This window comes from Acinetobacter sp. NyZ410, assembly GCF_022828975.1.
GTDB classification, from domain to species: Bacteria; Pseudomonadota; Gammaproteobacteria; order Pseudomonadales; family Moraxellaceae; genus Acinetobacter; species Acinetobacter guillouiae.
In genome coordinates this window covers 1,654,221-1,677,344 of record NZ_CP094620.1, presented here as the reverse complement: position 1 = coordinate 1,677,344, position 23,124 = coordinate 1,654,221, and the positions used below count along the sequence as shown (strand labels likewise).

Sequence of the window (23,124 nt, the reverse complement as noted above, 5' to 3'; positions counted from 1 at the left end):
TTATTGATTAAGCCCAATCAGATTGGGCTTAAGTCTAAAAATTATACATCAATTCAGCATGATATCATCAAAATAAATGCTGAATTAACCATCGATCCAGATACCATCTTGCATATGTAGGATTCTATCTGCTGATTTTGCCAGTTGCTCATCATGCGTCACAATCAACATAGCCATATTAAATTCCTCACGCAAATCACGCAGTAATTCAAAAATAGATTTTGCTGTTTTGCGATCCAAATTCCCTGTCGGTTCATCGGCTAACATCAACTTCGGTTGTGTGACCAAGGCACGTGCTAAAGCCACACGTTGACGTTCCCCCCCCGATAGCTCACCAGGTTGATGCGTTAAACGATGTGATAATCCAACCCGTTCAAGCAAATATTCAGCACGTTCTTTAACCTTTTTATACTCGGCATCTTTTCTTAACATCAACGGCATCGCGACATTTTCAAGCGCAGTAAATTCAGGCAATAAATGATGAAACTGATAAACAAAACCTAAATGTTCATTGCGTAAAAAGCCGCGTTCAGCTTCACCTAAGTTATCAAAACGTCTGCCATTTAAATTGACAAGACCTTGGGTCGGACGATCAAGTCCGCCCAAAATATGTAAGAGTGTGCTTTTACCTGAACCACTTGAACCTACAATAGAGACAAACTCACCTTGCCCGACTTGTAAAGATAAACCTGTAATCACGTCTACATGCGATTTACCATCTGTAAACGATTTATAGATATTTTGTGCCTCTAAAACCAATGGACTTTGTGTAGCACTATTCATAACGAAGCGCCTCCGCAGGTTGAATTTTAGCTGCTCGCAATGCAGGATAAATGGTTGCAATAAAACTTAGCCCCAAGGACAAGCTTACAATCACCACCACATCTTGCCATCTTAAATAAGAAGGTAAGTAATTGATAAAATAAGCATCGAATAAATGTAATCCAAATGCAGTATTCAACCAGCCAATAAAGTTACTGATTCCTAATGCAGAGATAATCCCCAAAATTGCACCAGCAACCGTTCCAACCACACCAATCACAGTCCCTTGCACCATAAAAATGCGGGTAATTGTTGCTGGTGACGCGCCTAATGTTCTTAGAATCGCGATGTCTGATTTTTTATCCGTCACAACCATGACCAATGAAGAGACAATATTAAACGCAGCAACAAGCACGATGAGGAATAACAATAGACTGACCATTGCCTTTTCCATTTGGATTGCGCTGAATAAATTACCATGCGTATAGGTCCAATCTGAGGCATAGAAACCGCTCGGTAACTCACGAACAATTTCATTGGCAACCTGTGGCGCTTGGAAAATATCATCCAGTTTCATACGCACACCTTGCGCACCGTCAGGTAGACGTAATAGTGTAGATGCATCATTGAGTGCGATGTAACCTAAACTCGAATCAACTTCTGCGCCTATACTAAAAATACCAACAATTTTGAAACGTTTAAAACGTGGTACAACGCCTGCTGGCGAAGGGGTTGCTTCAGGTAAAACCAAGGTAACATTGTCATTTAGACCAAGGCCTAACGCATCAGTCATTTGTTTGCCTAGAACAATGCCATATTCACCTTTTTTTAGTTGATCTATGCTACCTTCCACCATATGATTTTGGATAATTGAAACCTTCTTTTCATATTGAGGTTCAATACCGGTCACCATGATCCCAGCGACTTGTCCTTGTGCGGTAAGCATACCTTGTAGTTGTGTAAATGGAGCAACACCAGTTACATGCTTATGTTGTTCAATTTTCTTTGCAAGCACAGGCCAGTCTGTTAGAATTTGTGTTGAAGAAACAGTGGCTTGAGGTATCATACCTAAAACACGGTTCTTTAACTCTCGGTCAAAACCATTCATAACAGATAAAACTGTAATCAGTACAGCAACCCCTAAGGTTAGACCGATCATGGAAACCAAAGCGATAAAAGAAATAAAGTGATTACTACGCCGTGCGCGAGTGTATCTCAACCCTATATACAGCGAGATTGGTTTAAACATACCATTCTAGTCCGAGGTGTTTTATGGAAGCGTTACAGCATCAAAATGAAGCAAATGAACGTCGTGTCATGTCACGAATCGATGCTGCGTTAAGGATCAACTATCAAATCATTTCTGAAGAAGTTGCGCTGAACGATCCATATGATGCTAATTTTGTATTACCGCGCTATTTTCTACTACTTGCAGAATTAGATCAATTTGATCATGCACTTCACTACGAATTAGAACAATTAAATGAAAAAGATCAACAAATTGCTCGAATCTTATCCTTATTCAACCAAAAGTTAAACCTTATTACTGGTTCTCTTTACGATTCTATTGTACAAACCATGTTACCAACACCACAAAAAGTCAATTTTTCTGAAAGTGGCTTCAGTTTTACCAGTCAACAATACATGAAACAAGGTAGCTTTATTCATGTCACCCTGAGTCATCCTGAAAATTTCTTCCATATCGCAGCAACGGCACAAATTGCGTACTCAGAACCTGCTGATAATGAGCAATATCGTGTAGGTGCTTACTTCATTACCTTACATCCACAAGATAAAGTCAAACTGGCTGAATGTATTCAACAAAACATCACCCTACAGAATAATTGATATTACACATATGGACTCTACTTTATTCGCTTTTGCCTTGATTGCCTTAGGTATGGCACTCACCCCTGGCCCAAATATGATTTACCTGATCTCAAGGTCCTTGTGTCAGGGCAAAACTGCGGGAATGGTTTCATTGGGCGGCACAGCGCTCGGTTTTGTATTTTATATGCTGTGTGCTGCTTTTGGGATCACCGCTTTATTAATGACGATTCCAGTTGCATACGATGTTTTAAAAATTGCTGGTGCGCTCTACTTGATTTATCTTGGCTGGAAAGCAATTCGCTCTCCTCACTCGCCTTTTGAGATTGCCAGTCAACAGTCTTATTCTAATTCAAAACTATTTTTGATGGGCTTTTTGACCAATCTACTCAATCCTAAAATTGCGATGATGTATTTAGCTTTGTTGCCACAATTTATCAAACCACACCAAGGCGATGTTTTAGTGCAAACGCTGAGTTTGGGTTTTGTGCAAATTGTGATTAGCCTACTCGTCAACATGCTGTTGATTTTTACTGCCAGTTCATTTACCCAATTTTTAAATCGTCACGCACTTTGGTTAAAAGTACAAAAATGGTTTATGGGTACGGTGTTTTTTGGCTTAGCAACACAAATCATGCTGAGCTCCAAAAGATAAAACCAAGCAACCTAATATAAATTTAAAATTTTTCAATAAGATGTAGCCGAACCAGCTATATAGTAATACGCATCAACGTATATCCAATGATATCCATCTTAGCCACACCCATAAAAAACGACTCAAAGTGGAGTATTTACTTTGAGTCAAATGTACTAATTTAAAAAGTTTCTTTTTGATAAGCAATTATTCTGCCAACTTATGAATTCGCTTGGCATAACTTGAATGGGCAGAATGATCAAGCTTAGTCAAAATACCATCATCCCCCAAGATACGACGGGCACCTGTTTGCGCCCATTGCGGCAATAAAGCATAAGCACTATGTACTGTTTGCAAGTAATCAGGTACCGCAATAAATAACCGTGGTTTAATCAATGCACTCACAACTGCATCGGCAACCTGTTGTGGTGTCACCGCCGGAATCGTTTTTGCCGCATTTTCAGTTCCAGTGGTGAGCTCTGTTAGCACTTTACTGGGTAAAATTGCAGTGAACTGAATAGCAGAATCACGAAACTCACCTGCAACTGCTTCGGTGAGACCAATCACAGCAAATTTAGTCCCTGAATAAACCGCTGAACCCGGTAAGGCAAAGCGCCCTGCAAGTGATGCGATATTAACAATATGGCCTTGTTTATATTTAAGCAATTCAGGAAGTGCCAATTGCATTCCAATGATGACACCACGAAAGTTAATATCAATCTGTGCATCTGCTAAAGCGGGATCTTCATCCAGAAAAGCCCCCATCGGCATAATCCCAGCATTATTCACTAAAGCATAAAGACTGCCATAATGTTGAATGGTGTTTTGAATAAATTGGGCAAATGATTCACGATCACGCACATCCACTTTAAAAGCTTTGGCACCAATACGTTGTGCTTCTTTTTCAGCAAGTGCTAAATCGAGATCACCGATACTGACTTTTGCACCTTGTGCAATTAAAGCTTCCGCGGTAGCTAAACCAATACCACGTGCGGCACCAGTAATCGCAATCACTTTGTCTTTTAATTTTTGTTTTTTAAACATTGCGTTATCCTTTATTTAAAATCTTGTTAAATTTCATATCCATCCTCTTTATTTAGGTTTGAATATGATGAAAGTTAAAATCTCTTTTTCATACAACATCTTCTTGCTTTAAGCATGTGCTTGGTTCAGGTTGATGATCAATCAGATACTCAGCTAAATTAAAATGTTTCATCTTTTCTCGGAGTTTATAGGTTGACCATGGCCAAACTGTACTGTTACGTCCATTGCGATCAATAAAATAGCTTTGACATCCACCCTTATTCCATACTGTGGTTTGCAAAGCTGCTTGGACTTTTTCATTAAAAACTTTGGTGATTTTGGGATTTGGTTCAATGGTCTTGATGCCCAATTGAATTGCCTGTTTCAAAGCATCGATAATGTAATCGAGCTGAGCTTCAATGATAATAAATGCTGAGGAACTCACAGCGACATTTGGGCCAAACATCAGAAAGCCGTTTGGACAATTTTCTATCATTGTCCCCATATAGCCTTCAGGACTCCCCTGCCAAACATCTGACATACGCTGCCCAAAACGGTTATAGACACGATTGGCAATGGGTGGTTCTGCAATCTCAAACCCTGTACCCAGAATAATCACATCCGCTTCACAATGTTCACCATTACTTGCAATTAAGGTATTCCCTTTAATTTCAGATAAACCACTGGCAATCACCTCCACATTGTCTTGTGCTAAAGCGGGATACCAATTGTTGGATTGTAAAATACGTTTACAACCAATAATAAAATTGGGGGTTAATTTTTCTCGTAGACGCGGATTTTTAATATGGTAAGTTAAATGCCATTTGGCTAATTTTTGGAATTGCTTCATTGCCGCAGGACTTTGAATTCCACCATTTATCGTTTCAAAAATTCCATAGACTGAGCCTCGCATCAGCTGCTGAGTCAGCGGTAACAGCTTAAACATGGCACGAACAGGTGCAAGTAATGGCATGTCAGACTTTGGCAAAATCCATTGAGCAGTACGTTGAAAGATCATCAGTTGTTTAACTTGGGGTTGAATCTGCGGAACAAACTGGATGGCCGAAGCACCTGTACCAATCACCGCAACTCGTTGAGCTGTTAAGTCCAAATCATGCCGCCATTGTGAAGAATGGAAAATTTCTCCTTTAAAGCTTTCAATACCTTTAACATTAGGCAATACAGGTTCATGCATAGGACCACAAGCAAGAATTGCAAATTGAGAGCGCAACTCGCCCTGTTCGGTTTGGATAATCCAGCAATGTTCCACATCGGACCACTGTGCTTGTAAAACTTCACGATTCAAATGCACATGTGGCATGACCTTGTACTTATCGACCACATCAAATAAATATTGTTTAATTTCTTTTTGCTGTGCAAAGACCCGTGACCATGCAGGGTTTTGTTCAAAAGAGTATGAATAGAGCGCCGATGGTACATCACAGGCACAACCCGGATAGGTATTTTCACGCCAGACCCCGCCCATTTCAGCAGCCTTTTCCAGCAATATAAAATCTTCAATCCCTGCTTGTTTTAATTTGATTGCTGCACCAAGACCAGCAAAACCACCACCCACGATAATCACTTTATAAAAGTTTTTATCTTTGGTACTTTTTTTCATTTGTTCCATGTTGAAAATCGCTTAGAATATAAACAATAGGAATACAATGTCAAAAACGGAATGACTTGTCAATTTCCATTGTTTAACAATTTTGAATATTTATTTGGTATTCTTTGCCTATGAATGAACCAACTTTAACTCGTGCAGAACGCCAACGTATCCAATTACAAGCTGATATTTTAGAAGCTGCGTTTTTAGAATTTTCTGAGCGTGGATACCATCAAACAGCGATTTCAGATATAGCCAAACGCTTAGGCATTGGTCATGGTACTTTTTATCGCCATTTTGAAAATAAACGCGATATCTTGCAGCATGTTATTTCTGATACCATGCAAAAAATCATGGCATTACTTACCGGTGAAAATGCACCTCAAGCAGTGAATAATATTGAAGAGTACCGTGAACAATGTCAGCGAATTTCTGAACGCTTCCGTCTTTTTGCACAAGAGAATCCTCTAACTCTAAAATTATTATTACTTGAAGCAACCTCAATAGATGCTGAAATGACCAGATTTATTCAAAACTTGATGCAAATGGCGGGTATTTTTACTGCCAACTATTTAAAGCACGGGGTAGATTCTGGCTTTTTTCGTGAGAATTTAGATTGTGAAAATACTGGGCATAATATCATTGGGATGATTACCAATGGGGCTTTACGCTTTTTAGCCAACCCTGAAGATCTGAAAGGTTTAAAAAACTATGGCGATTCGATTATTGAATTAATCATTGGCGGAGTTGCTAAGCCATCAGCCTGATTTATAGCAATCAACAGAATATAAATTAAACTGTTTTCTTTATCTCATTCAATCCTACGGGTTATGGTTATCTTGTGAAGACATGAATGTCTCCCTTGGATGGAGATATAGCCTCAATACAGTTTTTCACTTTTTATCCTAAGATTGAAATAATACTTAAATTTACTTAAAAACTGCCCATAACATAGATTATGTGCAGTTTTTAATGAGATAAAATATTAGACTTCTTTCATAAGTCCTTTTTAAAACCATAAATCAATATAAAATCCCCCTCATCCTAGCCTTCTCCCAGAGGAAGAAGGAACTTTCAATACCAATATGATTCACTCCACATGATCATTTTTTGATTTATGAAAGATCTTTATTGAAGATAATTTTGCATTTTTAAATGCTATTTTTTATAACGAATACAATTACGCCCATCTTTTTTTGCCAGATATAAATATTCATCAGCAGCTTTAAACACCTTATGGATATCGGTAGAAATTTCAGGCCAATGTGCTATTCCTATCGACACGGTAATCGCAGGTATTTCTCCGATTGGTGTTACTTCTAATGCCTGCCGAATTCGTTCTGCAATATTAATGGTTAAATTTTGGTTATCGATAGGGCTTAGAATCACAAATTCTTCCCCACCAATTCGACAACAAACATCAATACTTCTCACACAATCTTTAATATTCTGTGCAGTCTTGGTCAGGACTAAGTCGCCTTTTTCATGTCCATATTGATCATTAATTTTTTTAAAATAATCGATATCCACAGCAATAATTGCAAATGGTGCGTCATTTTTCATTAAGCGTTCAATATGTAACTCCATCCCTCTACGGTTATAAAATCCTGTTAACGGATCTGTATTTACATAATGATTGAGCGTAGATATTTTTTTCTTAAAATTTGAAGAGCTCTGTAACAGTGAACGTTTAAAATTTCTTACCTCATAATATAAGGCATCTACAATTTTAATTTGAGTTGCGGTCTCTGGATTATTGAGATGGCTCGCCATGGTTGCTAAGCGATTTAATGGTGCTGAGATATAATAGGATATCTTCCAAATAATCAAAAAGATTAAAATATAAAAACCAAGCATATAAGCAATAATTTTATAAATCAGATATGGAACTTTTTCTAAAAGCTTATGGGTTGGTTGTTGTGAAACAATGATCCAGTTGGTATGACTTACTCGGGCAAAACCCGCTAAATTATCTACCCCTTTACTATTGATCAGTCTTATTTTTCCAATCATATGAGTAGACATATAGTTAAGACCGGTATTGTCTGTTGCAAGAGTACCGATTCGACTCGCATCGGGATGAAAAATAATTTTTCTATTGCTATCCAATACATACATATAGCTGTCTTTATAGTTAAAGCTCAGTGTTAATAATTCATTAATGATATTTTTTTCTTTTAAATAAATTGCCCCACCAATAAAGCCCAGATACTTTTTGTTTTTATCAAAAATAGGCTGTGAAATAAAAACAATTAAATTGTTTTTGATTGAGTAATATGGGCTTGTGATCACCGTGTTTTGCGTTTCAATGGATTGTTTAAAGCCAAGTGTTGTATTCACCACATTTTTATTAATGGCAATTTTTGACGGTGAATAATTCAGTACATGTCCGTATTTATCTGAAATAATCACACTGTCAAAGTAATTCGATTGAAATTTAAGTCGGTCTACTTCTGACTGTTTAAATTGCTCGTCATTAAATGAATCCCCCAGTAAAGTGGCACTATAATTTAACTGCTTTAATACAGTCTGAATTTGAGAATCCGTTTTTTGGGCAATCTTAGTGGCATATTCCATATTTACTGAAAGAGAAGTATCTAATAGTTCTTTTTTTTGAATAGAATAATTCACGAAAAGTGAAGCAATAAATAGAATGGCGATGCTGAATATTGCTAAAAAAAGAATAAGTTTTCTCAGATTTAACTTTAAACAAAATATGAGTTTTTTCAGTTTCATGAGGTCATTTGCAAAACAGCATTTGATTGAATTTTATTCTTTTTTACTTAGTATTACTACAATATTTTTACCATTGTTTAATTTATTTTCATGATTTTTAAATGGTTTCCCTTCACATAATTTTTAAGAAAATTTCTTGAAGATAATCATTTGGCTTTGGTCAATGGTGTTTTAGCGACTTTAAATCAGTATATAAACCATGCGAAAATGAGCAAATGACGAATATATTGCCTCATAAAAATAAACTGAATAAGCTGTAAATTAAACCAGAAAAATACCTGTATTATTTTATTTCCCCATGGCTATATGCCTTTACTATAGGCACTACAGATATCATGAGGCTAACTAAGAATTGCTTGAAGTTGCACATCATTTTAGTGTATTTCGAAAGTCATATGTTCTATTGAGTGAAATGCTTAAAATGATTTAAATCACACCATTATCTTTGTTTATTTTAACTGTTCCACCCTAGAAAAATTTAGGGAAAAATAAATAGAAAAGACACATGAATAAGAATGATTTTGCTCAATAGATGTATGCGCCTTTGAACAGAATATTTTGATCATCGTTGCCTTCTAAAAATGATACTCTCGCCAACCGTATCTGACAGTTATCCATTTTATCGTATATCTGTCAGATTAAAGCTATATTTGGCTTTTAAGGATCACAAACCATCTTTGCTCTGTTTACATCCGATCACCATAATACTCGTAATAATATCACCTGGACCCGTCAGTGCTGTGATATTACAAAGGTATTGAGCATGCTCTTGTACGGCATTTTGATAGTACCCTGTTGGACGATATTGATTTTCATAAATAGCGCCAACAACCCCTTGTCCGCCGGTTTGGCCAACGACACGCTGACCTGCATATTCAGTCCCCGTTTGTACAAATTGCTGTACGACACGTTGTGAAACAATCGAATTTTCCCACATTGCAGAGCCACCTAATTTACTCGCGGGGACGCGATAAGTTGGTGAGCCAAAGATTCCGATTGCTTTATTTACATGTTGCCCAACCAATTTATCAGCAGCCTGTTGTACAGGATTAGGTGTTGAAACACAGCCCGTGAGTAACAAGCCGAAAGTAAATACAGTCCAAACAGCTGCGGCTCTATGTTTACCCCCTCTATTCTGGTGTTGTCGGCTATTGCTTGTACTGGTTGTCAATTGTTGTTTACTGATCATAAGAAAGTTTCCTTTTGCTTACGCTGGTGATTTATCTACACTAAAACCAATAAAATTTTTTTATAAAACACTTCGATGCTTTAGACATCATGAGCAATCATAAATTATGGATCAAGATAATACTCAGCCCGCACATTGCCTTGTTCCAATTCATAAGCGCGTTCAGCCACACGTTCAAGCGACTGTCGGTCACAATCCAATGCGGTTAAGTTTTTACCCGAAGGTTTAACTGCATTTTCATCATCAAATGCAGCTTGATCACATTGATCATCTTTAAAATTTTGCAAAGATCGCCACTCTGCTTGAGCATCAGTTAATCTGCTTTGTTGATATGCTGAGAGCTTAGGTGCTAGTTTTTTTACCGCCTGATTTAATCTTTCATTCTGACCTAAATGCTCTGCACTGATACACAGTTGCTTGTTCTCTGTGGTTTTTGCTGTATTTATACAGCTTTGGTAGGTTTTTGAGTATTGCAATGTCGGTGCAGCTGATAACAAAGTCGCAAAGCTACATAAGCTAGCAATGCTCAAAATATAGATGTATTTTGAGTATATTTTATTCATATTCTTAACTACTTTCTAAAAAGGTTTATTGCAGAAGTGTCTATAATTTATTCACATACTAGCTATACTTTATAGTTTAATTCATGTGAAATTAAAACCATAAAAAGGCAAATACTTTACAAAATTTAAGCCATTTTATTCAGACTATATTTAGGTTTATCCATATAATTCGACATTGCTAGAATTAAGCCTATGAATTTTTATTACATTGCATGCTGAACGAGAACAAAGTTTTTCTTTGCTTAAAGCACAAGCAGTAGCGTAAGGTTAGAATGTGTTTCTATAGTCAACCTGTTAGAAAAACTCAGACGCATAAATATAATTTCTATTAATTAATTATTTCCAATTAAATCAATTGCATGGAAAAATAAATTATTTGATTGTAAGAAGGCTTACAATGCCACACCTTACTTTCAAAGTTTAAATACCCTTGCGTAGGCGATGCCTCACTTTTCTTAGGAATGCCAAACCTTGCGCTGCAAACAAAGCTGTGCTTTGTTTTTGCTCATGTTTGGCGAGGGGTACGTCCTGTACCCCCGCCCAACGGCGACATCCCTGTCGCCCCACAGTAGAATAACCATCTAGGATTCAAAATTACAAAAAAATGAATTGATAACCAACAGTTTCTAAAAGTTCACACAAAAACATAATCCTCTTTTATCATCAAAGGTTTTATAGAAATAATGTGTATGAACAATGAGGTGGTTTGACTACTCTATCTAATTAACAGCACAAATCTATATGCAAAATAAGGCAGTACAAAGTTGCTGCTAAGATGAAATCAGATCGTTGAGATGTTATTACTGTGCAATACAAGACGCTATATAAGATAATTATTATTCAATGAATTGTGTAAATTCGCTGTTTAAATAGACCGTTAAAATACATTTTAAACAGATAAAAAAATGACCTTAGCGAAGATACGCTAAGGTCACGCTTACAACAAATAAATTAGCCTGGGAAAATACCGCGTTCCATACGTGCTTTTAAGATACGCTCACAACCTAAAATAAATGCAGCCGTTCTTAAACTACATACTTTGTCATTTGAGGTCTGCCATACGTCATTAATCGCTTGAACCATTAATTTATCGAGTCTTTGGTTGATTTCTTCTTCCGACCAGAAGTAGCTCGACATATCTTGAACCCATTCAAAATAACTGACCGTTACACCACCCGCATTACAAATCACATCAGGTACAACCGTGATACCACGTTGGATTAAGATATCATCTGCTTCTGGATAAGTTGGACCGTTTGCACCTTCAAGTACCAATTTCGCTGTTAATTTCTGTGCGCGTTCAACCGTGATTTGACCTTCCAATGCGGCAGGAATCAAGATATCCATTTCAACATCCCAGAAATCCTCATCGCTAATCGCTTGAGCACCCGCAAAGCCACCCACACCTTGATTGCTTTCTAAATAGGTTTTTAAAGCAGCTAAATCAATACCTTGAGGGTTGTAAATCGTCCCTGTATGGTCTTGAATCGTTACAATAATAGATTTTGAATCGGCAAATAGATATGCAGCTTCACTACCAACGTTACCAAAACCTTGGACAGCAACTCGTGCACCCTCTAAAGGAAGTTTAATTTTTGCAGCAACTTGTTGACCAGTAATAAATACACCACGCCCCGTTGCTTTAATGCGTCCTAAAGAACCACCTAAATGAATTGGCTTACCTGTAACAACACCTGTTACGGTATGGCCTTGACCCGAAGAATATGTATCCATAATCCAGCCCATAACGTTGGGATTGGTACCAACATCCGGCGCTGGAATATCTTTTTGTGGGCCAATGATATGGCTAATTTCACTGGTATAACGACGAGTTAAGCGCTCTAACTCACGTGGAGAAAGCTGACGAGGATCAACACGAACACCACCTTTTGCACCGCCAAAAGGTAGATTTAAAACCGCAGTTTTAATGGTCATCCATGCAGAAAGTGCCATCACTTCATTGAGATCTACATCTGGATGGTAACGAATACCGCCCTTACCTGGACCACGCGATAAGTTATGTTGAACGCGATAGCCTTCGAAATGACGGATTGTGCCATCATCCATTACAATCGGCACATCGACAATCAAAGCACGTTTTGGTCGCTTTAACGTGTCGACATAATCTTTCAGATGTTCTAAATATGGTGTAACTCGCTCGATTTGTTCGAGGTAGGTAGACCATGGACCGTTATTTTGAGAGATATAAGATAAATTAGACATACTTTGCTTATCCTTTTGATGAAGTCACTTGAATCATCAATCAAATATGTAGTTAAAAATGATATAAGCGGCTAATTTGGCAGTTCTGTTGTCCAAATCAAACCGCGGATTACATTCAGCCACATCAAAAACTTTGATCTTGCCAGTTTTTTTAATGGCTTCTAATAATGGGTCAAAAATAGATAAGTCGATTCCTTTCACCGCAGGTGCGCTGACACCCGGCGCAATGCTAGCGTTAAATACATCAAGGTCAACCGTAATATACAAATAGTCTACTTTTTTAATAAAATTATTTATTCTTAAGATTAAATTTTCAACATTTTGCAGTTTTAATTCATAATCGTAAATATAATTACAGTTTAAACGCTCTGCTGTGTCAAACAAAATTTTAGTATTTGAATGCTTGGCAACGCCGATACACATGTAGTTAAATTCTTGATGAAACTGTTCTGATAGTTTAGCTGCATTTAAAAAAGGTGTGCCTGAAGTGACCTGTTCAGCTTCACGCAAATCAAAGTGTGCATCGAAGTTAATAATGCCGATTTTCTTATTCAGATGATTATTTTGAATGTATTGAAATAAGCCAGAAAAACTGCCAAAAGCAACTTCATGCCCACCGCCTAACACAATCGGCTTCATATCGGAATTTAAACTACGTTCGACTTGATGCGCCAATTCTGCCTGTGCTATTTCAAGTTCAGCATGATCACAAAGCACTGTGCCTAAATCGATAATGGTCACAGGTTGATGTACAGGTAAATTTGCCAATTGCGCACGAATCATATCTGGTGCATCAGCTGCACCTAAGCGTCCATGATTGCGTTTAACACCTTCATCTGAGCTAAAGCCAATAAAAGCAAAAGATGCCTGATGACTGGTATTGATCACTTGATGGAGACGAAGATGAGCATCACCTTCCCCATCTTGTCGTCCTTGCCACTTAAATGAATGATTCATTATTAATATCACTCTATAAAAATTAATCTCAAGCTGAGATCAAGATTTCATTTCCATGTTGGATGATTCGTTTTGATAAATCACCGCCAAGCCAATACACAATCTCAGAAGGATGCTCAATATCCCAAGCAATAAAATCCGCCACTTTGCCCTGTTCTAATGTGCCATGCGTGTCTTGTAAGCCAAGGGCATAAGCGGCATGGGTTGTGACACCTGCGAGTGCTTGTTCTGGTGTTAAACGGAATAATGTACTGCCCATATTCAGCATTAAACGTAATGACAAGGCTGGTGATGTTCCTGGATTTAAATCACTGGATAATGCGATACGCACACCATGTTGCTGCAAACTGTCTAAAGGTGGGTACTTGGTTTCTCTTAGAAAATAGAATGCTCCCGGTAATAACACAGCAACTGTGCCTGAAGCAGCCATGGCTTTGGCATCAGCTTCGGTCATGTATTCCAAATGATCTGCGGATAAAGCATGGTAACGCGCAGCAAGCGTTGAACCACCGAGAGATGAAAGTTGTTCTGCATGTAATTTAACCGGTAGGTTTAATGCCTGAGCTGCTTTAAAAACACGTTCAACTTGCGCAGGTGAAAATGCCAAATGTTCACAGAAAGCATCGACAGCATCGACTAAGCCTTCTTGATGCAGTTTGGGTAACATCTCGGTACAGATATGTTCAATATAAGCATCACTTTGATCTTGATACTCAGGTGGCAAAGCATGCGCTGCCAAACACGTACTTTTTACGGTCATCGGTAAAGTTTGAGCGACTTGACGAATCACACGGAGCATTTTACGTTCATTGCTATAGTCCAGACCATATCCCGACTTGATTTCAATGGTGGTTACACCATCTTTAAGCATACAACGAATACGTTTGAGTGCCGAAGCAAGGAGCTGTTCCTCACTTGCTTCACGTGTTGCTCGTACAGTGCTTGCAATACCACCGCCACTCGCTGCGATTTCCGCATAACTGACACCTTGCAAACGTTTTTCAAACTCAACACTACGATTTCCACCAAATACACTATGCGTATGACAATCAATTAAACCGGGAGTCACCCATGCGCCATTGAGGTCAATGATCTCAGCATAGTCATCTACAGGAACATCTTTTTCTGCGCCAATCCAGTGAATATGTTGCGCTAAAGTAACGATTGCAGCAGATTCAATACTGGAATATTGCCCATCTTGCATAGTGGCAATATGACAATTTGTCCAAAGTTTTTTCATTGACATTTCCTCTTGCTGCCCATGCGTTAATCACGCTTGGGCAGCTTCAGTATCAGCTTTCCATTTCGACGTTTTGTTGAAGATCTGGTTTATCTTTTACTGAGTTTTGCTTGGGCTTCACCCATATCGTATAAGCAATCCAAAGTAGAACTAACCATGTTATACCGACATAAAGTGCAGGTCGTGAGTCTGGGAAATACCCCATCATGGCTAAAATAAACAGCATAAATACAATGGCAAATGCAGGTGCATAAGGCCAGCCAATCACGGGGAAATCTAATGCTTTAATTTCTGATTTAGACAATTTACGACGCATACCCACTTGAGAAAGTAAGATCATCAACCACACCCAAACTGTTGCAAATGTTGCAATTGAGGCGATGATAATAAATACATTTTCAGGGATCAGATAGTTAAGCACGACGCCGACAAGTAACACACCAGCCATCACTACAACAGTCATCCAAGGAACACCATTACGTGAGAGTTTCTGGAACACTTGAGGTGCTTGTTTATGCTTAGACATACCATACAGCATACGCCCTGCACCAAATACATCACTATTGATCGCGGAAATTGCAGCTGTAATCACCACAATATTTAAAACAGTTGCTGCAGATTTGATGCCTAAATTTTCAAAAATTTGTACAAATGGACTGCCTTGGCTACCAATTTGATTCCATGGGAAAATCGACATCAATACAAAAATTGTCAGAATATAAAAAAGTAAGATACGTACAGGAACCGCATTAATCGCACGCGGAATCGACGTTTTCGGATCTTGTGACTCACCCGCTGTGATCCCAATGATTTCGATGCCACCGAATGCAAATACCACAACAGATAAACAGGCAACTAAACCCATAATCCCATTGGGCATAAAACCCTCATGAATCCATAAGTTTTGAATACCAGGTACAAAGCCTGTGTGATCTGCATTAAAGCCATAGATCATTAGACCAAAACCACCCAAAATCATGGCAACAATAGCGCTGACCTTGACGATGGATAGCCAGAACTCGACTTCACCAAAGACTTTAACGTGGATCAGGTTAATTGCACCTAAGAACATAATCAGCGATAAAATCCAGATCCATCGTGGCACATCGGGGTACCAAAACCCCATATAGATACCAAAAGCAGTCACGTCAGCCAAGGCGACAATGATCATTTCAAAGACGTAGGTCCAGCCTGTAGTAAAACCAGCTAAAGGGCCAAGATAATTCGAGGCATATTCACTAAAAGAACCTGATACGGGGTTATGAACAGCCATTTCCCCTAATGCTCGCATCACAATATAAATTGCAATCCCTGCAACCATATAAGCAATTAAAACAGACGGACCTGCCATTTTAATTGCCGTTGCTGATCCATAGAAAAGCCCCGTGCCAATCGCTGAACCCAATGCCAAAAAGCGGATATGACGGGTGTTTAACCCCCGCTGTAATGTGGAGTGTTGTGACATTATAATCTCCAATCCTTGAGGAAATTTAGTTAGATTCGGTCACTCCATGTGACCGTTTTATTGATCACACTTCAGACAAGCTCGGTAGTAGCTTCGCAATCAGCAGTTCGTTCAGACAACCACTTGCGAGCAATTCACTTGCTTGTTCGATATCTGGCGCGAAGAAACGATCTTCACTGTAATACGCCACTTGATCACGCAGAATTTTACGGGCACGTTCAAGTTTAGGAGAGCTTTTCAATCCTTCACGGAAATCAAGTCCTTGACATGCACCTAACCACTCAACTGCGAGAATGCCGCGAACGTTATCAGCCATATACCACAAGCGTTTTCCTGCATTAGGCGCCATGGAAACATGGTCTTCCTGATTTGCAGAGGTCGGTAAACTATCAACACTGGCAGGATGTGCAAGTGCTTTATTGTCACTGGCTAACGCAGCGGCTGTTACTTGAGCAATCATAAAGCCCGAATTCACCCCACCATTGGCAACCAAAAATGGAGGAAGCTGTGACATATGGCGATCCATCATCATCGAAACACGACGTTCAGACAGTGAGCCAATCTCAGCAATCGCTAAGGCCAAATTATCAGCAGCCATTGCCACGGGTTCAGCATGGAAGTTACCTGCTGAGATTACGTCACCTTCTGCTGCAAACACCAATGGGTTATCTGAAACTGCATTCGACTCAATCGCTAATACTTCTGCTGCTTGACGAATTTGCGTTAAACAAGCCCCCATTACTTGAGGTTGGCAACGCAGTGAATACGGGTCTTGAACCTTGCTACAATCTTCATGTGAATGTGCGATTTCACTTGATTCAGTCAATAAGTCACGATATGCAGCGGCAACATCAATTTGACCACGCTGACCACGAACTTCATGGACACGTGCATCAAATGGTGCACGTGAACCGAGCATAGCTTCAACGCTTAATCCACCACAAACGGTCGCAGCAGCAAATAAATCTTCTGCTTCAAATAGACCACGTAATGCGTATGCTGTTGAAACCTGTGTACCATTTAAAAGTGCCAAACCTTCTTTGGCCGCCAAAGTAATGGGTTCTAATCCTGCAATTTTAAGTGCTTCAACTGCTGGTAACCATTCCCCTTTATAACGTGCTTTACTTTCACCGAGTAAAACCAGAGACATATGTGCAAGGGGTGCCAAGTCACCTGAAGCGCCGACTGAACCTTTTAATGGAATATGCGGATAAACTTCTGCATTGATCAAAGCAAGGATTGCATCAATCACTTTAGGACGGATACCAGAAAAACCACGTGCCAAGCTATTGGCCTTTAACAACATAATTAAGCGAACCATCGCATCATCTAAAGGTACGCCCACACCAGCGGCATGAGAAAGTACCAATGAGCGTTGTAACTGTTCTAAGTCTTCAGGGGCAATTTTAGATGAAGCGAGTAAGCCAAAGCCAGTATTGATACCGTATGCTGTACGTCCTTCATTCACAATTTTTTCGACACATGCAACACTTGCATTGATGCCAGCATAAGCACTGTCATCCAGTTTAACTTTGATTGGATTTAAATACGCTTGGCGAAGATCTGCGAGTGTGAGCTTGCCTGGTTGAATTAAGAGTTCCATTTTGACGTCCTGTTTTGCGCTATATTGTTCTCTTACGATGCTGTTTACACAATTGCAAAAAGCATCGTAATGTCCTTGTCTTTTATTTGGTAATCATTGGCAAGTTCAAACCTTGCGCTTTGGCACATTCAACAGCGATATCATAACCAGCATCTGCATGACGCATTACGCCTGTTGCTGGGTCATTGGTCAACACACGAGCAATACGTGCTGCTGCTTCATCTGTACCATCACAAACAATCACGACACCTGAGTGTTGAGAGAAGCCCATTCCTACACCACCGCCATGATGTAATGAAACCCAAGTCGCACCACCTGCTGTATTAAGTAAGGCATTCAGCAATGGCCAATCAGATACAGCATCAGAACCATCTTGCATTGCTTCAGTTTCACGGTTTGGACTGGAAACCGAACCTGAGTCTAAATGATCACGACCAATGACGATTGGTGCTGAAAGCTCACCGCTACGTACCATTTCGTTAAATGCCAGACCTAATTTTGCACGTAGTCCTAAGCCAACCCAGCAAATACGCGCTGGTAAGCCTTGGAAGCTAATCCGTTCTCTTGCCATGTCTAACCAACGATGTAAATGTTCATCGTCTGGAATCAATTCTTTAACTTTTGCATCTGTTTTATAGATATCTTCTGGATCACCTGAAAGTGCAACCCAACGGAATGGCCCAATACCACGACAGAATAATGGGCGGATATAGGCTGGTACAAAACCTGGGAAATCAAATGCGTTTTCTACGCCTTCTTCCTGCGCCATTTGACGGATATTATTGCCATAGTCAAAGGTTGGAACACCCATTTTTTGGAAATCCAGCATTGCTTGTACATGCTTTGCCATAGATTGTTTTGCAGCTTTTACCACTGCTTCTGGTTCAGTTTTGGCACGTTGGCGATATTCTTCCCATGTCCAACCAATTGGTAAATAGCCATTGAGAGGATCATGTGCACTGGTTTGATCCGTCACCATGTCCGGATGAACACCACGGTGAACCAATTCAGGTAAAATCTCAGCTGCATTGCCATGTAACGCAATCGAAATCACCTTGCCTTCTTTGGTATAACGGTCAATACGCGCCAAAGCATCATCTAAATCTGTAGCTTGTTCATCGACATAACGTGTACGTAAACGGAAATCAATACTGGCTTGCTGGCATTCGATATTGAGCGAGCAAGCGCCTGCCAAAGTCGCAGCTAAAGGCTGAGCCCCTCCCATTCCACCTAAACCAGCAGTCAACACCCAACGACCTGTTAAGTCACCGTTGTAGTGCTGGCGACCAGCTTCAACAAAAGTTTCATAGGTGCCTTGTACAATGCCTTGGCTGCCGATATAGATCCAAGAACCTGCGGTCATTTGGCCATACATTGCCAAGCCTTTAGCATCTAGCTCGTTGAAATGTTGCCAATTTGCCCAATGTGGAACTAAGTTTGAATTGGCAATAAGAACACGTGGTGCATCTTTATGTGTTTTGAACACACCAACGGGTTTACCTGATTGAACCAATAGAGTTTCGTCATTTTCTAAAGTTTTAAGTGTTTCAACAATCTTGTCATAACATTCCCAATTACGTGCAGCACGACCAATACCACCGTAAACAACAAGCTCTTTTGGATTCTCTGCGACATCAGGATCAAGATTATTCATCAACATACGCAGTGGAGCTTCAGTCAACCAACTTTTTGCATTGAGCTTAGTACCACGAGGTGCGCGAATTTCTACATCACGAAATTTTGTTGTCGTTGTTGTCACAATAGGACTCCTTCCTTTGAGTTTAAACCAGCAAATTAAACTGCATTCACTGTATAGCAATGTACTAACTTGTATATACATCCATATACTACACAAATCTTTAATATTGAAAAGATGCTTTTTAAATTATTTTTAAAAAAATTTATAAACATATAAAATAAATAGATTTATTTTTCATAAAAACAAAAAAACGCAGACAACTTCAGCTTGTATGCGTTTAAGTAAAATCAATAAAATTTAGATTTTTGTGAGTTGTATGAGACAAGTTTGCTTTAAAAATTGCTGATTTAATGTGATAGCTTGCAATGATTTTTCATTTTCAAGTTTAAGACTGTCCTGATGTTCCAAATGAAAAACTTGTTGACCAATTTCGATAACTAACACCTCAACACTCTGATTAAAAATAAACATCACGTCAGATAATATGGGTATTTCTAAGGCTTCTGGAGAGAAAATCCACTGATACTGTGCATCAAACTTTTTTGGATTATAAATCAAATTAAAATCGCGAATGTGCCCTGCCAACAATTCACAACTGACCACACTGTCTCCACCAAACTCGACGGACTGCAATGTTTTTAAATGCTTAAAATCATCATCTATACGCAGTGAAAGACCTTGACCTTCCAATACCGTCAAAAAGCGATTCATCCCATTAAACTTGGAAAAATCACCCGATGTTTTCACATCGGCCATCGAAATCCGCCAATCAAACTCAGCTAAGCTTTCACCGACACTACGGGCGATTTCAAGCGTATAGCCTTCCCCATTTTTCCATCGCATTTTTTTGTAATGGCTGGCTTTTAAAAGCTCAATCATTGGGTAAATTTACCTTCCAAATAATAGCGACTGCCAGGATAAATCAGTCTTGCACTGGAGATCAGTTGTTTATTGGACCATGTTCTACGACGGATCAATAAACAAGGCTCTGTTTTATTGATTTTTAGCCATTTACATTCTTGTGCTGAAGCAAGAATCGCAGTAACCACATGCTCACCTTCAGTAACAGGTGCTTTTGACATTAAATAAGCATTAGGCGTGATAGTTTTAAAATCTTGTGCCAAATAATCTGGAATCAGTACGGGATCAACTAAACGATCTTCGATCTGCACAGGCACATCATTTTCATAATGCACAATGATCGAGTGAAATAAGCGTTGTCCTTCTCGAATTTGCATTAATCGACTTTGTTCTTCATTGGCTTGAATTTGTTCAAGTACCAATACTTCAGCATGATGTTTATGATTTCTCGCAATAATTTCTTCTGCAATATTGTTCACATGAAATAATGCTGTACGACCTTGTCCTTCAGCGACAAAAGACCCTACACCTTGTATACGGACTAATAAGCCTTCACTGGTCAGTTCGCGCAATGCCCGATTGACTGTCATACGACTACAGCCTAGTAAATTCACCAACTCACTTTCTGAAGGAATTTTTTTATTTACAGTCCATGTTCCTTCATAAATTTTTTGTGAAATCATTTGCTTCACGCGCAAATACAAAGGAACAGGACTATCTTCTTCTAGAGATAAGTCTAGATCATTGTGCTTTGACGCTCTTGACATTGGCTAAAACTCATACAAAATATTCTAAATCATTGTATCTTGAGTCGATGTTATTTGTATATACAAGCCTATACAAATAATCATGATAAAAATATCCATTACTCATCAATGGCATTCCAACTTATATCAATTTAATCATACCAAGTCTGTTTACAGCATGGTGATAACAATACCATTACGAAGTGAAGATTTTGCTTTTTACATGTTTTTGTACATGTTGTTGTTATTGCGTGGCGACATAAATAAGGAGGCAAAAGCCTCCTTATTTATTCAATCAAATTAGAAAGTCTTTCTTAAACTCAACCAATACTGGTGATTATCGCGATCTTGCAACTGCTCTGGGGTATTTCCAATTGGAAAGGCAACTTCTGCATTGGCTTGAATATTCCACGCACTCGTCCAGTTCAAACCTAAACCTGCACTACTGATTTGAACTTGATTGTCGCCTGTCACACCTGCCCAACGCTTGGCATTCAATGTGACTTCTGCTGTATCGATAAATACTTTCGCTGTTAGCTGATGTTTTGCATCGGCAAATAAACTTTGTCTAAGTTCTGCTGTGGCCAAATAACCTGTAGAGCCTGCAAATTGACTCGATTCATAACCACGAACATTAAATGGACCACCACCTAGATATTGCTCTGCACTGTCTAGATTATAAGGACTGTATTGTCCATAAATTCCCAAATATCCTTGCGTGCCCTTATTGCTCAGATTTTGTAAGCGTGACAGATTCAATGTAGCACTATAGTAGTCTCCAGCTGTCTTCGCTGTTTGCGCATCTAAAGCAGCGGCATCATCATTTTTAAATTTCACACGACCATAACTGGTTGAAGCACCATATTGGGTTAAACCTCCACCCAAGAATTGATCAAACTGCGAGCCATCCAGTCGGGCAGTCACCACATCAATATTTCGATGTTTGTAATATTGATTGAGCTGAATATCATCTTTCAGTTGTTTATGATCGTATTGTAAGCTGAGAAGGACTTCTGCATTGTTGGTCAGTAAGGCAGGTTGGCTAATGAATACACTACTTTGTGCAGCACTCCCTTCTGCGCCAATGTTTTTTAGCTCTTTTCCAAGTTCATAATCTAGATAAGAATAACTTGCGCCTGCCCGAGTACCCATTCCTGTAAAGGTAAAGGCATAACCCACGCGCCCGTAGTTCATGCGTTTGCCTGCAGTCATCACATCTAAGCTTAGTTCATCACCTAAGCCGGCAAGGTTGTTGGCAGAAATTCCAGCGGTTCCACGCACTTGACTGGTATAACGATTACCAAAGTTATCTGCGCCAATATAACCATTCAACATGGCTGCATTTTGTACTTCAACATTGAGTTGGCTACTTCCGACTGTTGCACCAGGGGTCAAAACATTTCGGGTATTGACCCCATTTAAACGATTGAGCAGTTTGAGTTGTTGTTGCATCTGGTCACTGTTGATGCGCTCACCTTGTTTAAGTGGCGCAACGGTTTGTTCAATCAGCCAGTTTTGCGTTCGACTTTGATTATCAATCTGAGTTTGATCATAATACGCTTCGAGTACATTGATACGTACTACGCCCTGACTTAGATTCTGCTGAGGCAGATAAGCTCGGCTATATGCATAGCCCTGTTGTTGGTAGTAAGTGGTAATCTTTTGGGCAACTTGCCAGAGTTGCTGAAGACTCAGTTGTTTACCTTCGGCATCCGCCACTAAGTGATGCAATTGCGCTGTGCTAAAACGACTATTTCCAGTGATTTCAATTTTGCGTACAGGAATTTGTATATCAGGTGAATTAGGTACGTTATTACTTGCTGAACTTTCTACCTGAACAGCAGCCTGTGGTTCAATACGTTGTCCTTGTTGCTGTTGTTGTAACAGTTGACCCGCATTAGGTGCTGGCGCTGCATAGTTACTGCTGGTCAAAAGCATCAGACAAGCAGCTACAGATATTGCCAATATATTATGTTGTTGTTTCATC

The 23,124-nt window shown here is 39.2% G+C and carries 19 protein-coding genes; 3 read left to right on the top strand and 16 right to left on the bottom strand.

Going from position 1 to position 23,124, the window contains the following annotated elements; all coding sequences use genetic code 11:
• Positions 1-84: 84 nt before the first annotated feature.
• Both lolD and MTO68_RS07895 read right to left on the bottom strand, forming a co-directional pair.
• Positions 85-783 carry a lipoprotein-releasing ABC transporter ATP-binding protein LolD gene (gene lolD / locus MTO68_RS07900; RefSeq protein ID WP_244015564.1) on the bottom strand — a complete coding sequence of 233 codons (699 nt, stop codon included), beginning with the start codon at positions 781-783 and terminating at the stop codon, positions 85-87.
• Complete coding sequence (locus tag MTO68_RS07895) at positions 776-2,011, bottom strand: lipoprotein-releasing ABC transporter permease subunit (protein ID WP_004721775.1); 1,236 nt, start codon at positions 2,009-2,011, stop codon at positions 776-778. The genes lolD and MTO68_RS07895 overlap by 8 nt, the downstream gene beginning before the upstream one ends.
• A gap of 23 nt (positions 2,012-2,034) precedes the next feature.
• Between MTO68_RS07895 and MTO68_RS07890 the strand changes: the two genes are divergently transcribed.
• Together MTO68_RS07890 and MTO68_RS07885 are read left to right on the top strand one after the other, a co-directional pair.
• Positions 2,035-2,610, top strand: coding sequence for a PilZ domain-containing protein (locus MTO68_RS07890; RefSeq protein WP_004820257.1), 576 nt, complete (start codon positions 2,035-2,037; stop codon positions 2,608-2,610).
• A gap of 10 nt (positions 2,611-2,620) precedes the next feature.
• On the top strand, positions 2,621-3,244 hold the full coding sequence (locus MTO68_RS07885) for a LysE family translocator (RefSeq protein WP_244015563.1): 624 nt from the start codon (positions 2,621-2,623) through the stop codon (positions 3,242-3,244).
• A 186-nt stretch (positions 3,245-3,430) separates the two neighbouring features.
• Here the strand turns inward: MTO68_RS07885 and MTO68_RS07880 are convergent, their stop codons facing one another.
• Together MTO68_RS07880 and MTO68_RS07875 are read right to left on the bottom strand one after the other, a co-directional pair.
• Positions 3,431-4,267 carry an SDR family oxidoreductase gene (locus MTO68_RS07880; protein ID WP_244015562.1) on the bottom strand — a complete coding sequence of 279 codons (837 nt, stop codon included), beginning with the start codon at positions 4,265-4,267 and terminating at the stop codon, positions 3,431-3,433.
• Between the two features lie 88 nt (positions 4,268-4,355).
• The gene (locus tag MTO68_RS07875; protein ID WP_244015561.1) at positions 4,356-5,876 is read right to left on the bottom strand and encodes an NAD(P)/FAD-dependent oxidoreductase; all 1,521 of its coding nucleotides are present in this window, start codon (positions 5,874-5,876) and stop codon (positions 4,356-4,358) included.
• 110 nt (positions 5,877-5,986) lie between these two features.
• Here MTO68_RS07875 and MTO68_RS07870 point away from each other — a divergent pair, with 110 nt between their 5' ends.
• A complete protein-coding gene (locus tag MTO68_RS07870; RefSeq protein ID WP_004820248.1) occupies positions 5,987-6,622 on the top strand; it encodes a TetR/AcrR family transcriptional regulator in 636 nt (211 codons plus the stop codon).
• Positions 6,623-7,013: 391 nt separating this feature from the next.
• Here MTO68_RS07870 and MTO68_RS07865 read toward each other — a convergent pair whose 3' ends face one another.
• The 12 genes from MTO68_RS07865 to MTO68_RS07810 form a co-directional block, all read right to left on the bottom strand.
• Positions 7,014-8,591 (bottom strand): sensor domain-containing diguanylate cyclase, encoded by a 1,578-nt coding sequence (locus tag MTO68_RS07865; protein WP_244015560.1) that lies wholly within the window; start codon positions 8,589-8,591, stop codon positions 7,014-7,016.
• Positions 8,592-9,255: 664 nt separating this feature from the next.
• Complete coding sequence (locus tag MTO68_RS07860; RefSeq protein ID WP_244015559.1) at positions 9,256-9,780, bottom strand: hypothetical protein; 525 nt, start codon at positions 9,778-9,780, stop codon at positions 9,256-9,258.
• 104 nt (positions 9,781-9,884) lie between these two features.
• Positions 9,885-10,343, bottom strand: a complete 459-nt coding sequence (locus MTO68_RS07855) for a lysozyme inhibitor LprI family protein (protein WP_244015558.1) — start codon at positions 10,341-10,343, stop codon at positions 9,885-9,887.
• 951 nt (positions 10,344-11,294) lie between these two features.
• Positions 11,295-12,566 (bottom strand): Glu/Leu/Phe/Val dehydrogenase, encoded by a 1,272-nt coding sequence (locus MTO68_RS07850; RefSeq protein WP_004721791.1) that lies wholly within the window; start codon positions 12,564-12,566, stop codon positions 11,295-11,297.
• Between the two features lie 36 nt (positions 12,567-12,602).
• Positions 12,603-13,523 carry a formimidoylglutamase gene (hutG, locus tag MTO68_RS07845; protein ID WP_244015557.1) on the bottom strand — a complete coding sequence of 307 codons (921 nt, stop codon included), beginning with the start codon at positions 13,521-13,523 and terminating at the stop codon, positions 12,603-12,605.
• 28 nt (positions 13,524-13,551) lie between these two features.
• Positions 13,552-14,763: an imidazolonepropionase gene (gene hutI, locus MTO68_RS07840; RefSeq protein WP_209826467.1), complete on the bottom strand. Its 1,212-nt coding sequence runs from the start codon at positions 14,761-14,763 to the stop codon at positions 13,552-13,554.
• Between the two features lie 52 nt (positions 14,764-14,815).
• Positions 14,816-16,228, bottom strand: a complete 1,413-nt coding sequence (locus tag MTO68_RS07835) for an amino acid permease (protein WP_239046046.1) — start codon at positions 16,226-16,228, stop codon at positions 14,816-14,818.
• Between the two features lie 64 nt (positions 16,229-16,292).
• Complete coding sequence (gene hutH / locus MTO68_RS07830) at positions 16,293-17,831, bottom strand: histidine ammonia-lyase (protein WP_056515934.1); 1,539 nt, start codon at positions 17,829-17,831, stop codon at positions 16,293-16,295.
• Positions 17,832-17,913: 82 nt separating this feature from the next.
• Positions 17,914-19,590: a urocanate hydratase gene (gene hutU / locus MTO68_RS07825; RefSeq protein ID WP_244015556.1), complete on the bottom strand. Its 1,677-nt coding sequence runs from the start codon at positions 19,588-19,590 to the stop codon at positions 17,914-17,916.
• A 237-nt stretch (positions 19,591-19,827) separates the two neighbouring features.
• The gene (locus MTO68_RS07820; protein WP_244015555.1) at positions 19,828-20,409 is read right to left on the bottom strand and encodes a HutD family protein; all 582 of its coding nucleotides are present in this window, start codon (positions 20,407-20,409) and stop codon (positions 19,828-19,830) included.
• Entirely contained in the window at positions 20,406-21,158 is a 753-nt protein-coding gene (gene hutC / locus MTO68_RS07815) for a histidine utilization repressor (RefSeq protein ID WP_004721807.1), read from the bottom strand. Before hutC ends, MTO68_RS07820 begins: the two co-directional genes overlap by 4 nt.
• A 279-nt stretch (positions 21,159-21,437) precedes the next feature.
• A complete protein-coding gene (locus tag MTO68_RS07810) occupies positions 21,438-23,123 on the bottom strand; it encodes a POTRA domain-containing protein (protein ID WP_244015554.1) in 1,686 nt (561 codons plus the stop codon).
• Between the last annotated feature and the right edge of the window lies 1 nt (position 23,124).